General features: G+C 71.5%; 10 protein-coding genes and 1 pseudogene. 8 read left to right on the top strand and 3 right to left on the bottom strand.

Annotation, left to right across the window (positions count from 1 at the left end):
- The first annotated feature begins 318 nt into the window (after positions 1 to 318).
- The 6 genes and pseudogenes from mtrA to ABZ883_RS38670 all read left to right on the top strand — a co-directional run.
- Positions 319 to 1,008, top strand: a complete 690-nt coding sequence (gene mtrA, locus ABZ883_RS38695; RefSeq protein WP_078620260.1) for a two-component system response regulator MtrA — start codon at positions 319 to 321, stop codon at positions 1,006 to 1,008.
- Between the two features lies 1 nt (position 1,009).
- Positions 1,010 to 2,986: an MtrAB system histidine kinase MtrB gene (gene mtrB / locus ABZ883_RS38690; protein ID WP_360915394.1), complete on the top strand. Its 1,977-nt coding sequence runs from the start codon at positions 1,010 to 1,012 to the stop codon at positions 2,984 to 2,986.
- Entirely contained in the window at positions 2,986 to 4,812 is a 1,827-nt protein-coding gene (locus ABZ883_RS38685) for an LpqB family beta-propeller domain-containing protein (RefSeq protein ID WP_360915390.1), read from the top strand. Before mtrB ends, ABZ883_RS38685 begins: the two co-directional genes overlap by 1 nt.
- A 173-nt stretch (positions 4,813 to 4,985) precedes the next feature.
- Entirely contained in the window at positions 4,986 to 5,711 is a 726-nt protein-coding gene (locus ABZ883_RS38680; protein WP_360915387.1) for a ComF family protein, read from the top strand.
- Between the two features lie 504 nt (positions 5,712 to 6,215).
- Positions 6,216 to 6,899 (top strand): ribosome-associated translation inhibitor RaiA, encoded by a 684-nt coding sequence (raiA, locus tag ABZ883_RS38675; protein ID WP_360915384.1) that lies wholly within the window; start codon positions 6,216 to 6,218, stop codon positions 6,897 to 6,899.
- Between the two features lie 288 nt (positions 6,900 to 7,187).
- Positions 7,188 to 7,853, top strand: a pseudogene (locus ABZ883_RS38670) (response regulator transcription factor); the annotation flags it as partial.
- A gap of 46 nt (positions 7,854 to 7,899) precedes the next feature.
- On the opposite strand, the gene ABZ883_RS38665 reads toward ABZ883_RS38670, so the two are convergent.
- Positions 7,900 to 9,060 (bottom strand): crosslink repair DNA glycosylase YcaQ family protein, encoded by a 1,161-nt coding sequence (locus tag ABZ883_RS38665; RefSeq protein WP_360915382.1) that lies wholly within the window; start codon positions 9,058 to 9,060, stop codon positions 7,900 to 7,902.
- Between the two features lie 141 nt (positions 9,061 to 9,201).
- Entirely contained in the window at positions 9,202 to 9,792 is a 591-nt protein-coding gene (locus ABZ883_RS38660) for a GNAT family N-acetyltransferase (RefSeq protein ID WP_360915379.1), read from the bottom strand.
- Positions 9,793 to 10,011: 219 nt separating this feature from the next.
- On the opposite strand from ABZ883_RS38660, the gene secA reads away from it, so the two are divergent.
- Positions 10,012 to 12,813: a preprotein translocase subunit SecA gene (gene secA, locus ABZ883_RS38655; protein ID WP_360915376.1), complete on the top strand. Its 2,802-nt coding sequence runs from the start codon at positions 10,012 to 10,014 to the stop codon at positions 12,811 to 12,813.
- Positions 12,814 to 12,892: 79 nt separating this feature from the next.
- Here the strand turns inward: secA and ABZ883_RS38650 are convergent, their stop codons facing one another.
- The gene (locus ABZ883_RS38650) at positions 12,893 to 13,294 is read right to left on the bottom strand and encodes an Rv3235 family protein (protein WP_360915373.1); all 402 of its coding nucleotides are present in this window, start codon (positions 13,292 to 13,294) and stop codon (positions 12,893 to 12,895) included.
- A gap of 136 nt (positions 13,295 to 13,430) precedes the next feature.
- On the opposite strand from ABZ883_RS38650, the gene ABZ883_RS38645 reads away from it, so the two are divergent.
- Complete coding sequence (locus ABZ883_RS38645) at positions 13,431 to 13,937, top strand: hypothetical protein (RefSeq protein ID WP_360915370.1); 507 nt, start codon at positions 13,431 to 13,433, stop codon at positions 13,935 to 13,937.
- Positions 13,938 to 13,989 lie beyond the last annotated feature (52 nt).

The raw sequence follows: 13,989 nt of genomic DNA, 5'->3' as shown, positions 1-13,989 counted from the left end.
GACCGGCGGCGCGGCCACCCCGGCCGAGGCCGTCGCCGAGTACCGCAGGCAGGCCCAGGCCAAGTCGGACGTCGAGCGGCAGACCGAGGGCAAGACGGCGAAGTGACCTTCGCCGGAGAACAAGGCCCTACGACCCGTCGCGCAGCTCGCCATGAACCTGGCAGGGTGTTCACTGTCCGGAACCAGGTGTCCGGAGACCGTATGCGTGAGTGACGTCACGGCTCCGAACACCGCAGGTCAACGGCAGATGTCAGTGGACGGAGAGCACGGCGGGGTGACGACGAACACCATGGTCAAAGCTATCGATGCGAAAATGGGATGATGGTCGCTATGAAGGGACGCGTCCTGGTCGTCGACGACGACACCGCACTGGCGGAGATGCTTGGCATCGTGCTGCGCGGCGAAGGTTTTGAGCCGTCGTTCGTGGCCGACGGTGACAAGGCCCTCGCCGCATTCCGTGAGACCAAACCGGATCTGGTCCTCCTCGACCTCATGCTCCCCGGACGGGACGGCATCGACGTGTGCCGCCAGATCCGGGCCGAGTCCGGGGTGCCCATCGTCATGCTCACCGCGAAGAGCGACACCGTCGACGTGGTGGTGGGCCTGGAGTCCGGCGCCGACGACTACGTGATCAAGCCCTTCAAGCCCAAGGAGCTGGTGGCCCGCGTGCGGGCCCGGCTGCGCAGGGCCGAGGAGCCGACACCCGAGCAGCTCACCATCGGCGACCTCGTCATCGACGTCGCCGGCCACTCGGTCAAGCGGGACGGGCAGCCCATCGCGCTGACCCCGCTCGAGTTCGACCTGCTGGTCGCGCTCGCCCGCAAGCCCTGGCAGGTCTTCACCCGCGAGGTGCTCCTCGAGCAGGTCTGGGGCTACCGGCACGCCGCCGACACCCGCCTGGTCAACGTGCACGTCCAGCGGCTGCGCTCCAAGGTCGAACGCGACCCCGAGCGCCCCGAGATCGTGGTGACCGTCCGCGGCGTCGGCTACAAGGCCGGACCGGGCTGACATGGCGACCTCGCACGAGCGTGAGCGGCAGGAGAGCCGGCACGCGGACCCCCTCACGGGCCTGCTGCCGGTGCTCCGCTCGTGCGTGCGCTGGGCCAGGCGGCCCCTCCAGCCCGCCACCCGGCTGTGGCGGCGCAACATCCAGCTCCGCGTCGTCGCCACCACACTGCTGATGTCGCTGGGCGTCGTGCTGCTCCTCGGCGTGGTCGTGATCGGCCAGGTCAAGAACGGACTGCTCGACGCCAAACGGCAGACCGCGCAGAGCCAGGCCGTCGGCGGCTTCGCCGTGGCCAAGGAGAAGGCCCGCAACGTCACCGACAGCGGCGACACCGGCACCGACGGACGCAGCCAGACCGACACCGCGACGTGGCTCAACAACCTCGTCGAACAGCTCGCCAGCGGCGGTCAGGGCGTCTACTCCGTCGTCGCCCTCAGCTCCAACATCAGCACCCACGCCGACAGCCCCGGCACCCACGGACCCCGCGGCTCCGGCGGCGTGTGGCCCGAGGAGAGCGTGCCGGGCGACCTGCGGTCCGACGTCGACAAAACACTCGAGGTCTATGAGCGCTACACCTCGATGAAGAGCGACAGCGTCCCCCAGGGGCAACCCGCGCTCATCGTCGGACAGCGCCTCAACGACCCCAACGGCAAGCCCTACCAGCTGTACTACCTCTTCCCCTTCGACCAGGAGGAGAAGACCCTCGGCCTGGTCAAGGGCACGCTCGCCACCGCCGGCATCTTCGTCGTCGTGCTGCTCGGCGCCATCGCCTGGCTCGTCGTGCGGCAGGTCGTCACCCCCGTCCGCATGGCCGCCCAGATCTCCGAACGGCTGGCCGCCGGGCACCTCCAGGAACGTATGAAGGTCACCGGCGAGGACGACATCGCCCGCCTCGGCGAGTCGTTCAACAAGATGGCCCAGACCCTCCAGGTCAAGATCCAGCAACTGGAGGACCTGTCCCGGATGCAGCGCCGGTTCGTCTCCGACGTCTCCCACGAACTGCGCACTCCGCTGACCACGGTCCGCATGGCCGCCGACGTCATCCACGAGGCCCGCGAGGACTTCGACCCGGCGACCGCCCGCTCCGCCGAACTGCTCCAGAACCAGCTGGACCGTTTCGAGTCGATGCTTTCCGACCTGCTGGAGATCAGCCGATTCGACGCCGGTGCCGCGGCCCTGGAGTCCGAGCCGATAGACCTGCGCGACGTCGTGCGCCGCGTGGTCGAGGGGGCCGAGCCGCTGGCGGAGCGCAAGGGCAGCCGCATCCTCGTCCACGGCGACGAGCAGCCCGTGACCGTGGAGGCCGACGCACGGCGCGTCGAACGCGTCCTGCGCAACCTCGTCGTCAACGCCGTCGAGCACGGCGAGGGCCGCGACGTCCACGTCCGCATGGCATCCGCCGGCGGCGCCGTCGCCGTGGCCGTCCGCGACCACGGCGTCGGCCTCAAGCCCGGCGAGGCCACCCGCGTCTTCAACCGCTTCTGGCGCGCCGACCCCGCGCGCGCCCGCACCACCGGCGGCACCGGCCTCGGCCTGTCCATCGCACTCGAGGACGCCCGGCTGCACGGCGGCTGGCTGCAGGCATGGGGGGAACCGGGGGGCGGCTCGCAGTTCCGGCTGACCCTGCCCCGTACCGGCGCCGACAGCCTGCGCGGCTCCCCGATCGCCCTGGAACCCGAGGACTCGCGCCGCAACCGCGAGCTGAACGCCGGTCCCCGCACCATGCCCGCAGGCGCCACCGCGCTCGGCGCGGCCCTCGAAGGGGCGGCGGTCCCGTCGCACGCGCCGGCACTGCACGGCGTGCCGGTGTCGCGGTTCGCCGCGCCCGCCATCCCCAACATGCCGCTCAGCGCGCCCCGTCCCCCCGCCGCCGACCCCGCCGCACTGCCCGGCAACGGGGCCCGCGTCGTCGGCCACCACGCGGGCAGCGGCGCGGCGACCCACACCACCATGGACCAGGCGCGGGAGGACGAGAGCTGATGCGCGCGATGGGGGGCGGCCGACCCCGGCCGGTCAAGGCGGGCATGCTCCTGGGCTGTCTCCTCGTCCTGCTCACGGGCTGCGCCTCCATGCCCGACAGCGGCGAGGTGCACCGCGTCGGCGGCGAGCAGCACGCGGACACCGACCCCCAGGTACGCGTCTACGGGGTGAAACCGCAGAAGGGCGAGACGCCACTGGAGATCGTCAGCGGATTCCTGGAGGCGACCACCAGCGACGAGGCGAACTACGACACCGCCAAGCTCTACATGACCAAGGAGCAGGCGCAGCGATGGAAGCCGGACTCCGGCATCACCATCCTCACCGACGACTCCACGCAGCTGCAGGAGCTGAGCCCCCCGGGTGACGGCAAGGGCGACGACGGCACCCAGATCAGCCTCACCGGCAAGAAGGTCGCCGCTGTCGACGCCCGGCACGCCTATGGTGCGGACGACGGCACCTTCACCACCGGCATCCGGCTGACCAAGGAGAACGGCGAGTGGCGCATCGCCGGAGTCGCCGACGGGCTCGTGCTGAGCGAGGCCGACTTCACCCGCTTCTACCGCTCCGTGGACACCTACTATTTCGCCTCCCTGGGCCCTGACGCCCTCACCGGGCACCCGCCTCGCGATGCCCTGGTCGCCGACCCCCTGTATCTGCGCAAGCGCATCAACCCGCTGGGCGCGACCGTCGACGCGCTGCTGAGCGGACCTACCGACTGGCTGCGACCCGTCGTCGAATCGGCGTTCTCCAGCGGCATCCACGCCACCAAGGTCTCCCTGGACGACACCCAGCGCCTCACCGTCCGGCTCAATCGCGCGCCCAGCGACAGCCTCCGCTGCCGGCGGATGGCCGCCCAGCTCATCCAGACCGTGCAGGGCATGTCCTCCAGCCCCCTGCCGTCCGTGGAAGTACAGGGCCCGGGCGGTCGCGCCGCCTGCTCCCTGCAGCGTGAGCAGGCAGCCAGTGACTACGCCCCGGAGGGGCTGGCCGGTCAGGGCAACGAGCAGTACTTCATCGACGCCGAACACCACCTCGTCAGCCTCAGCGGCGAGGACGCCCAGCCCATCGCGGTGCCCGGAGCCTTCGGGTCGGGGCCGCTCAAGCTGGGCACGGTCGCGGTGCGCCGGGACGAGCAGTCCGCGGCCGGCGTCACCGAGGACGGCGCCAGCCTCTACGTGGCCTCGCTGGGCGCCGAAGGGGAAGTGGGGGCCCCCGTCGCGCGCAGCCGGGCAGTCGACAAGAAGAACCGGCTCAGCGCGCCCAGCTGGGACGGCTACGGCGGCCTGTGGGTCGCCGACCGCGACCCCGCCCGGCCCCGGCTGCTCATGTTCCGCAACGGCACCGGCACACCCGTGGACGTCGCGGTGCCCGATCTCGACAACGGACGCATCGAGGCGCTGCGGGTGGCCGCCGACGGTGTCCGTATCGCTCTGCTGGTACGCGAAGGCAGCCACACCACATTGCGGCTGGGCCGCATCGAGCGCACCGGGCCCTCCGACGACCCGCAGATCACGGTCGCCAAGCTGCGCCCGGTGACTCCGCAGCTGGAGGACGTCAAAGCCGCCTCCTGGGCCGGGGTGAGCCGTCTCGTGGTGGTGGGCCAGGAGACCGGGGGCGTCCCCCAGATCCAGTACGTCGACGCGGACGGCTCGGCCTCCTTCACCCCGAGCCTGCCGGGCATCAGCGGCGTCAAGTCCGTGGCCGCGTCCGAGAACCAGGACAAGCCGCTGCTCGCGGAACTGGACGGCGGCATCTTCCGGCTGCCCCCGGACGCGAACTGGAAGGAAGTCACCCCCAAGGGCACCGCGCCGGTCTATCCGGGCTGAGCGGCGGCCGGGCGTCGGTTGCGCGAATATGCACAAGCACAGCGACGTAGAAACGTGACAAAGCAGGTCTTTTCTGCCGCGCTCGGCCTCCCGTCAAGCTTTACCCACAGGAGTTATCCACAGCCCTGTGGACGACCCTGGTGGACATCACCCCCACCCGGCATCCTTGAGTCATGCGAGGCCTACGGGAATGGTGGCGCGAAATCGCGGGCCTGGTACTGCCGGGGGAGTGCGCGGGGTGCGGCGCGCCGCGCACCGGACTGTGCGAGGAGTGCGGGGCGACGCTGTACGAGCCGGGGGCGCGGCGCGTATGGCCCGACCCGCCTCCCGCCGGGCTCCCGGAGGTGTGGGCGGCGGCCGTCTACGCCGACCAGCCGCGCGCCGTGCTGCTCGCGCACAAGGAGCGCGGCGCCCTCGGGCTGGCGCGCCCGCTGGGCGCGGCGCTGGCGGGCGCCGTCTACGCGGCGGTGAGGGGAGGGGGTGGGGGTGGGGCCCCCGAGATCGGGCCGCTGCTCCTCGTCCCCGTCCCCTCCTCCCGCCGCGCCGTCGCCGCCCGCGGCCACGACGCCACCCGCCGCATGGCCCGCGCCGCCGCCGCGGAGCTGCGCCGCGACGGGCTCCCCGTGCAAGCCGCCCGGGTCCTGCGGCAGCGCCGCCCCGTCGCCGACCAGGCGGGCCTCGCCGCACCGGACCGGCTCGCCAACCTCTCCGGGGCCCTGGAGGCCGTACCGGGCGCCGCCGGACTGCTCAGGCGCACCGGGGCGGTCCTCGTGGACGACCTGATGACCACGGGTGCCTCCCTGGTGGCCGCGGCCCGGGCCGTCGAGGCGGCCGGTGGCCGGGTCCTGGCCGCCGCAGTGATCGGCGGTCCGGCCCCGCTGCGCCGCCGAACGGAGTAGCGGGGCCGCCCGTCCGTGAGGCGCGGCGCGTCACGGAACGCGGCGCGGCCCAGGGTGCCGGGGACAGCGCGCGCCGTTGTCCGGAGGCGGGCCCGCACTCCGCCGTGCGCGGGTGGTCGCCTCAGCGCGCCGGTAAGCGGAACCCCGCGGGCACCGGCGATGTTGCAGGTGGTGCAACCGTCGTTTCACCCGAACGGAGGTATCGCCCCGCTGGGGGTGCCGACCGTGGTACTCCGGGTCTATGTTCGGTTGTGAGGGACGCGGCCGCCGGAGGTGGCCCGCCGTTCCGCGGACCGCGGGTTGTGGTTCACCCACCGTTCAGTGGATGTTGATCTTTCTCCCGGGGGAGGAGGAGGTGAGAGTTGCGGCTTCGCCGCCCCGGAGGCCTCCGGAGGTGTGCGGAGTGGCTACGAACGTCGACGCCGGGCGGGACCTGGTACCCGCCGGCCTCAGCGCAAGGGATTCGTCCTGTGCGAACGGGGCGATCCGGGAACGGAGTTCTGCGTGGACATCGTCGTCAAGGGCCGCAAGACCGAGGTGCCCGAGCGGTTCCGGAAGCACGTGACCGAGAAGCTGGACAAGATCCAGAAGCTCGACGGCAAGGTGATCAGCCTCGAAGTCGAGGTGTCGAAGGAGCCCAACCCCCGGCAGGCGGACCGCTCCGACCGGGTGGAGATCACCTTGCTCTCGCGTGGACCGGTGATCCGGGCCGAGGCCGCCGCTACGGATCCGTACGCGGCGCTCGACCTCGCGGTGAGCAAGCTCGAGGCGCGACTGCGCAAGGCCGCCGACAAACGCAGGGTGCACCACCGCGGCGGGAGCCGTGCGCCCCTCAGCGTGGCGGAGGCGACGGCCGTCCTGGCCGCCGAGGAGTCCAACGGCACCCGGCCCGCGGACGACTCCGCCGTCGGCGTGCCCACCACCAAGATGGGTTCCCTGGAGGTCCAGGGCGAAGGTCCGCTGGTGGTGCGTGAGAAGACGCACGCGGCAGCACCGATGACGCTCGATCAGGCGCTCTACGAGATGGAACTGATCGGGCACGACTTCTATCTGTTCATCGACTCCGACACGGAACAACCGAGTGTCGTCTACCGGCGGCACGGCTACGACTACGGCGTCATCCACCTGAAGGCGGACCCCTCCGTCATGGTGGCGCCGTCCGGTGCGGGAGGAGCGCTGCGCCGGTGATGTGACGGTAACGGGCGGCGCCCCTGGGCGGGAAACGACCTCCGTCCGGGGGCGTTGCCGTGTCCCGGCATGGAATCATGGCCGGGCAGCCGGCTGTCGGGCCGCACCGCCCGATCGGCCTGGCACGAAGGTGCGCAGAAGCGTGCAACGACCACGGGCGGCCGGCCCGAGGGGGAGGAACCGATGGCCGACAGCTTCGAGTCCGCGCCGTCCGGTGCGGCGGAACCCGGTGACGGGGTCGCGCAGGACGCGGGAGCGAACGGCGCGCACGGCATGGCCGGTGCGCCGCGCAAGGAGCCCATCAGGGTCCTCGTGGTGGACGATCACGCGCTGTTCCGGCGGGGCCTGGAGATCGTGCTCGCGCAGGAGGAGGACATCCAGGTCATCGGTGAGGCCGGGGACGGTGCGGAGGCGACGGAGAAGGCCGCCGACCTGCTCCCGGACATCGTGCTGATGGATGTGCGGATGCCGAGGCGGGGCGGGATCGAGGCCTGTACCTCCATCAAGGAGGTGGCGCCGAGCGCGAAGATCATCATGCTGACGATGAGCGACGAGGAGGCCGACCTCTACGAGGCGATCAAGGCCGGCGCCACCGGCTATCTCCTCAAGGAGATCTCGACGGACGAGGTCGCCACCGCGATCCGCGCGGTCGCGGACGGGCAGTCGCAGATCAGCCCGTCGATGGCGTCCAAGCTGCTCACCGAGTTCAAGTCGATGATCCAGCGCACGGACGAGCGACGGCTCGTCCCGGCACCCCGGCTGACCGACCGTGAGCTGGAGGTGCTGAAGCTCGTCGCGACCGGTATGAACAACCGGGACATCGCGAAGGAGCTCTTCATCAGCGAGAACACCGTGAAGAACCATGTGCGCAACATCCTGGAGAAGCTCCAACTGCACTCGCGCATGGAGGCCGTGGTGTACGCGATGCGGGAGAAGATCCTGGAGATCCGCTAGCGGGGCCCGGTCGGCCGGCCTGCCGGGACCGGCCGGGCCTCCGGCGTCACGCCACCGCGGCCCGGAGCGCCGCCGCCAGCGCGGGGTCGTCCAGCCGCTCGACGCGCACGCTGTCGCAGCCGACCCATTCCGCGGCCTCGCGCAGCGCTTCGGCCATGGGTTCCACGGCGCGCGCGGAGTCGAGGGTGACCTGACGGGCGATCAGGGTGCTGCCCTCGCGGGCCGGGTCGGCACGTCCGACGAGCCGGCCGCCGGTCAGCAGTGGCATCGCGAAGTAGCCGTGGATGCGCCGGGGTTTGGGGACGTACGCCTCAAGACGGTGCGTGAAGCCGAAGATGCGCTCGGTGCGCGGCCGGTCCCAGATGAGGGAGTCGAAGGGGGACAGCAGGGTGGTCCGGTGCCGTCCGCCGCGTGAGAGTGCGGCGAGGGCGGCGGGGTCGGCCCATGCGGGCTTGCCCCAGCCCTCGACCTCGACGGGGACCAGGCCGGTGTCGTCGATGACGGCGTCCACCTGCTCGCCCTTGACGCGGTGGTAGTCGGCGAGGTCGGCGCGGGTGGCGACGCCCAGGGCCGTGCCGGCCTGGGCGACCAGGCGGCGCAGGCATTCGGCGTCGTCGATGTCGTCGTGGAACAGGGCGTCGGGGACGGCGCGTTCGGCGAGGTCGTAGACCCGCTTCCAGCCGCGGCGCTGGGTGCAGACCACGTCACCGGTGTCGAGAAGCCACTCCACCGCGATCTTCGTCTCGGACCAGTCCCACCAGGGGCCGCCGTTCTTGGCGCCGCCGAGTTCGGTGGAGGTGAGCGGCCCGTCGGTTTTGAGACGGTCCAGCACCGCGGCGATGGAGCGTTCGGCGTCCTGGAGCACGTGCCAGCGGTGGCCGCGGGCGCGGCGGGCCCTGCGGCGGAAGGCGAAGTGCGGCCATTCCTCGACGGGCAGGATGCACGCGGCGTGCGACCAGTACTCGAAGGCGTGGTTCTCGGTCCAGTACGCCGTCTCGACCGCGGTTCTGCCGACCGCGCCGAGCCGTGCGTACGGGATGAGTTCGTGCGAGCGGGCGAGGACGGAGATCGTGTCGAGCTGCACCGCGCCGAGCCGCCGCAGTGTGCCGCGCACGCCGCCGCGGCGGTCGGGGGCGCCGAGGAACCCCTGGGCGCGCAGTGCCGTGCGGCGGGCTTCGTCGGCGGAGAGCGGAGCGGGCTTGGTCATGCGCCCCAGCGTAGAAGCAGGGTCCGACAGCCGGTCCGGACGGTCCCGGACGGTCCCGGGCGGGCGGGCGGGTGCGGGTGCGGGTCGGCGCCGGTACGGGCGGGCCGGGTCCGGTCGGCAACCGGCCCCGGGCCCGCCGGGTCACTTGCCCGGGTACGGCAGGTACGCCGCTCCGCCGTCCATGCCGATGTCGGAGGGCAGCAGCGAGCCGCTCCAGGCGTCCCGCCGGGTTCCCTGGTGCACGATCCGGGCGCGCAGGGTGCCCTCCATCCGGAAGCCCGCCTTGAGGGCGACCGCGCGGGAGCCGTGGTTGCCGGCCTCGGCGTACCACTCCAGTCGTTCCACGCCGAGGTCGCGGAGCGCCCAGCGCACGACGGCCCCGGCGGCCTCGGCGGTCAGGCCGCGGCCGCGGTGCTCCTTGGCGGTCCAGTAGCCGAGCTCGGCCTGCCGTTCCGCGGTGTGCAGGCGCTCCAGTCTCACCAGTCCCATGGCTCCCACGAGATGTCCCTCGTCCCGGGTGACCACCGCGAAGTTGTAGATCAGGTCGTCGCGCCAGCCCTCGGGGCAGATGCGGCCGACGAAGTCCTCGGCGTGCTCGCGGGTGTAGGGGGACGGTACCGAGGTCCAGCGCGGGATCTCGGGGTCCTGGCAGGCGGTGCGGACGGCGTCGGCGTCGGACGGGCCGAAGGGGCGGAGCAGCAGGTGCGCGGTGGTGAGGGTTATCGGTTCCATGCGGCCTCCATGTGCGGGAGTATCCAGGAACGGGTGCCCCGCCACGACCGGATGTCGCCACCTTGGGGTGGCGGTTCGCGGGTGAGAACCGCCCGGCTTGGCGACGGACCTCCCGGCCTGCTGGGGTCCTCGCTTACGATGGCCGTTGCAGCGGGGTGTGACCCGCTGTGCCCAGCGCGAGAACCCGTGCCAGGCCCGACCGGCAAGGAGCCAGCCTACGTGTCCGTCCTCAACAAGATCCTGCGTGCAGGCGAAGGCAAGATCCTGCGCAAGCTGCACCGCATCGCGGACCAGGTCAATTCCATTGAAGAGGACTTCGTCAACCTGACGGACGCCGAGCTGCGGGCCCTCACGGACGAGTACAAGCAGCGTTACGCCGATGGCGAGAGCCTGGACGACCTGCTTCCCGAGGCGTTCGCCACCGTCCGCGAGGCCGCCAAGCGCGTCCTGGGGCAGCGCCACTACGACGTCCAGCTGATGGGTGGTGCCGCCCTGCACCTCGGTTACGTCGCCGAGATGCGCACCGGCGAAGGAAAGACCCTGGTCGGCACGCTGCCGACGTATCTGAACGCGCTGTCCGGCAAGGGCGTGCACCTGATCACCACCAACGACTACCTCGCCGAGCGCGACTCGGAGTGGATGGGCCGGGTGCACCGCTTCCTGGGCCTGAAGGTCGGCTGCATCCTGGCGAACATGAACCCGGGGGAGCGCCGGGAGCAGTACGCCTGCGACATCACGTACGGCACCAACAACGAGTTCGGCTTCGACTACCTGCGCGACAACATGGCGTGGTCGAAGGAAGAACTGGTGCAACGCGGTCACAACTTCGCGGTGGTGGACGAGGTGGACTCGATCCTCATCGACGAGGCCCGTACCCCGCTGATCATCTCGGGTCCGGCGGACCAGGCCACCAAGTGGTACTCGGACTTCGCGCGCCTGGTGACCCGCCTGAAGCCGGGCGAGGCCGGCGGCATGGGCAAGCCGGAGACCGGCGACTACGACTTCGACGAGAAGAAGCGCACCGTCGCGATCCACGAGGTCGGCGTCTCGAAGGTCGAGGACTGGCTGGGCATCGACAACCTCTACGAGTCGGTGAACACCCCGCTGGTGGGCTACCTGAACAACGCCATCAAGGCCAAGGAGCTCTACAAGAAGGACAAGGACTACGTCGTCATGGACGGCGAAGTCATGATCGTCGACGAGCACACCGGCCGTATCCTCGCCGGCCGCCGCTACAACGAGGGCATGCACCAGGCGATCGAGGCGAAGGAGGGGGTGGAGATCAAGGACGAGAACCAGACGCTCGCCACGATCACCCTCCAGAACTTCTTCCGCCTCTACGACAAGCTCTCCGGCATGACCGGTACGGCGATGACCGAGGCCGCCGAGTTCCACCAGATCTACAAGCTCGGTGTGGTCCCGATCCCGACGAACCGCCCGGTGAGCCGTCAGGACCGCGCGGACCTGATCTACCGCACGGAGGAGGCGAAGTTCGCGGCGGTCGTCGAGGACATCGTCGAGAAGCACGAGAAGGGCCAGCCGGTCCTGGTCGGCACGACCTCGGTGGAGAAGTCCGAGTACCTGTCGCAGCAGCTGAACAAGCGCGGTGTGCCGCACGAGGTGCTCAACGCCAAGCAGCACGAGCGTGAGGCGTCGATCGTCGCGCAGGCGGGCCGCAAGGGCGCCGTCACGGTGGCCACCAACATGGCCGGCCGCGGTACCGACATCAAGCTCGGCGGCAACCCGGACGACCTCGCCGAGGCGGAGCTGCGCCAGCGCGGCCTGGACCCGGTGGAGCACGTCGAGGAGTGGGCGCAGGCCCTGCCGGAGGCGCTGGAGCGCGCCGAGGCGGCGGTCAAGGCCGAGTTCGAGGAGGTCAAGGAGCTCGGCGGGCTGTACGTGCTGGGCACCGAGCGCCACGAGTCGCGCCGTATCGACAACCAGCTGCGCGGCCGCTCCGGCCGTCAGGGCGACCCGGGCGAGTCCCGCTTCTACCTGTCGCTCGGTGACGACCTGATGCGCCTGTTCAAGGCGCAGATGGTGGAGCGCGTCATGGCGATGGCGAACGTGCCGGACGACGTGCCGATCGAGAACAAGATGGTCACCCGCGCCATCGCCTCCGCCCAGTCGCAGGTCGAGCAGCAGAACTTCGAGATCCGCAAGAACGTCCTGAAGTACGACGAGGTGCTCAACCGGCAGCGCGAGGTCATCTACGGCGAGCGCCGCCGCGTCCTGGAGGGCGAGGACCTGCACGAGCAGGTGCGTCACTTCATGGACGACACGATCGACGACTACATCGCGATCGAGACGGCCGAGGGCTTCGCCGAGGACTGGGACCTGGACCGGCTGTGGAGCGCCTTCAAGCAGCTCTACCCGATCACGGTGACGGTGGACGACCTGGAGGAGGCCGCCGGCGACCGGGCGGGCATCACCGCCGAGTTCATCGGCGAGATGGCCAAGGACGACATCCACGAGCAGTACGACGCGCGGGAGAAGCAGCTCGGCGAGGAGATCATGCGCGAGCTGGAGCGGCGCGTGGTGCTGTCGGTGCTGGACCGCAAGTGGCGTGAGCACCTGTACGAGATGGACTACCTGCAGGAGGGCATCGGCCTGCGGGCGATGGCGCAGCGCGACCCGCTGGTGGAGTACCAGCGCGAGGGCTACGACATGTTCAAGGCCATGATGGACGGCATCAAGGAGGAGTCCGTCGGCTACCTGTTCAACCTGGAGGTCCAGGTCGAGCAGCAGGTCGAGGAGGTGCCGGTGGACGCCGGTGCCGAGGACGCGGTGCCGACCCTGATCAAGCAGGACGCCCGTCCGGAGATCCGCGCCAAGGGCCTGGAGGCCCCGAAGCGGGCGGACCGGCTGCACTTCTCCGCCCCGACGGTGGACGGCGAGGGCGGTGTCGTGCAGGGCGAGTTCGACAACGGCGACGCCGACGGCGACCTCCCCGAGTCGGACGGCCTGACCCGGGCGGAGCGCCGTCGCGCCGCCAAGGGCGGCCGGCGCCGCAAGAAGTAGCGGCGGCGTCACAGGGCACTTCCGCGGTGACGCGGGCGGCCGGGGCCGGACTCCTTCGGGGGCCGGCCCCGGCGGCGTCTCAGCGGGCCTCCACGGCGGTGCAGCGCCAGCAGCCGGGGCCGCCGCCCGGTGGGGCGGTGTCGCGCTCCAGGCGGAAGGCGAGCGCCCGCACGATGCCGGGGGCGAGGGCGACGGTGGCGGCGACCTCGATGGCCGTGCCGTCGGAGGAGGGCGACACCCGTGGCCTGCCGAGCAGCCGGGGGGTGTGCCCGCGGGCGACGTAGCCCCAGTCGGCGCGGGCGTTCACCAGGTCCCACAGGCAGTCGTAGGCCTCGGGGCGCACGCGTCCGGCGAGGGCGGCGACGGGCCGGCGTCCGGTGAGGACGTCCAGCAGCCGCCCGGCGAACCAGACATGGGGCGGCAGGGCGGTGACGGTGTGCGCGCGGACGGTCGCATTGGGTGACGGTGTGCTGACAGGCATGTGGGACCCCCGTGGTCTACCGATTGGTAACCGGGTTGTACGCGGGGTGCCGCGGGGTGCGGAAGCCGGGCGGGGGTGACGCGGGGGGTGGCCCGGGATTCACCTATCCGGAGTGCCGCGCACGTATGCTGACGCCATGCGCGTCTACATCCCCACGACCCTTCCCGGCCTGGCCGAGGCGCACAAGGCCGGCGAACTGGGCCCCGCCCCGCTGGACGCCTTCGCGGTCACCCCGAGCCTGCGCGAGTGGTACGTCTCCGACGACATCGAGGAACTGGAGTACGCGGCCCTGACCCGGGCCGCCCAGAGCTCGCTGCGGCAGCTGGCGCTGACCCCGGACGCGCCGCGCCGCCGTGTCGTGCTCGCCGTGGACGTCGCCGACGCCGCCGTCTCCTTCGACCCCGACCGCGCCCTGGACCCCTCCGCCCTCGGCGCGGTCCGGCTGTCGGCGCCCGTGCCGATGGCGCGGGCCGCGGCGGTGCACGCGGACGCCGACGAGGCCGAGGCGGACATCGCCGCGGCCGCGGGGGCCCTGGGCGCGGCCGATGCCGGGGACGACGACGCGCGCTTCACGGTCGACGGCGCGGAGGACCACGAGCTGCTCTGGTACGCCACGCAGGAGATCCCCACGCTGATCGCGTGACCCGTGTCGCTGGCCGCCCGGACGCGGCCCCGGCGGGCGCCGGTGTCTACGA

It is taken from the genome of Streptomyces sp. NPDC046977 (assembly GCF_040644455.1).
Classification (GTDB): domain Bacteria; phylum Actinomycetota; class Actinomycetes; order Streptomycetales; family Streptomycetaceae; genus Actinacidiphila.
This window is presented reverse-complemented; position numbering and strand designations above follow the sequence as displayed.

Coding starts and splice junctions, on each gene's coding strand:
- mtrA (WP_078620260.1), top strand. CDS start 319: ATGATGGTCGCTATGAAGGGACGCGTCCTGGTCGTCGACGACGACACC.
- mtrB (WP_360915394.1), top strand. CDS start 1,010: ATGGCGACCTCGCACGAGCGTGAGCGGCAGGAGAGCCGGCACGCGGAC.
- ABZ883_RS38685 (WP_360915390.1), top strand. CDS start 2,986: ATGCGCGCGATGGGGGGCGGCCGACCCCGGCCGGTCAAGGCGGGCATG.
- ABZ883_RS38680 (WP_360915387.1), top strand. CDS start 4,986: ATGCGAGGCCTACGGGAATGGTGGCGCGAAATCGCGGGCCTGGTACTG.
- ABZ883_RS38665 (WP_360915382.1), bottom strand. CDS start 9,060: ATGACCAAGCCCGCTCCGCTCTCCGCCGACGAAGCCCGCCGCACGGCA.
- ABZ883_RS38660 (WP_360915379.1), bottom strand. CDS start 9,792: ATGGAACCGATAACCCTCACCACCGCGCACCTGCTGCTCCGCCCCTTC.
- ABZ883_RS38650 (WP_360915373.1), bottom strand. CDS start 13,294: ATGCCTGTCAGCACACCGTCACCCAATGCGACCGTCCGCGCGCACACC.
- ABZ883_RS38645 (WP_360915370.1), top strand. CDS start 13,431: ATGCGCGTCTACATCCCCACGACCCTTCCCGGCCTGGCCGAGGCGCAC.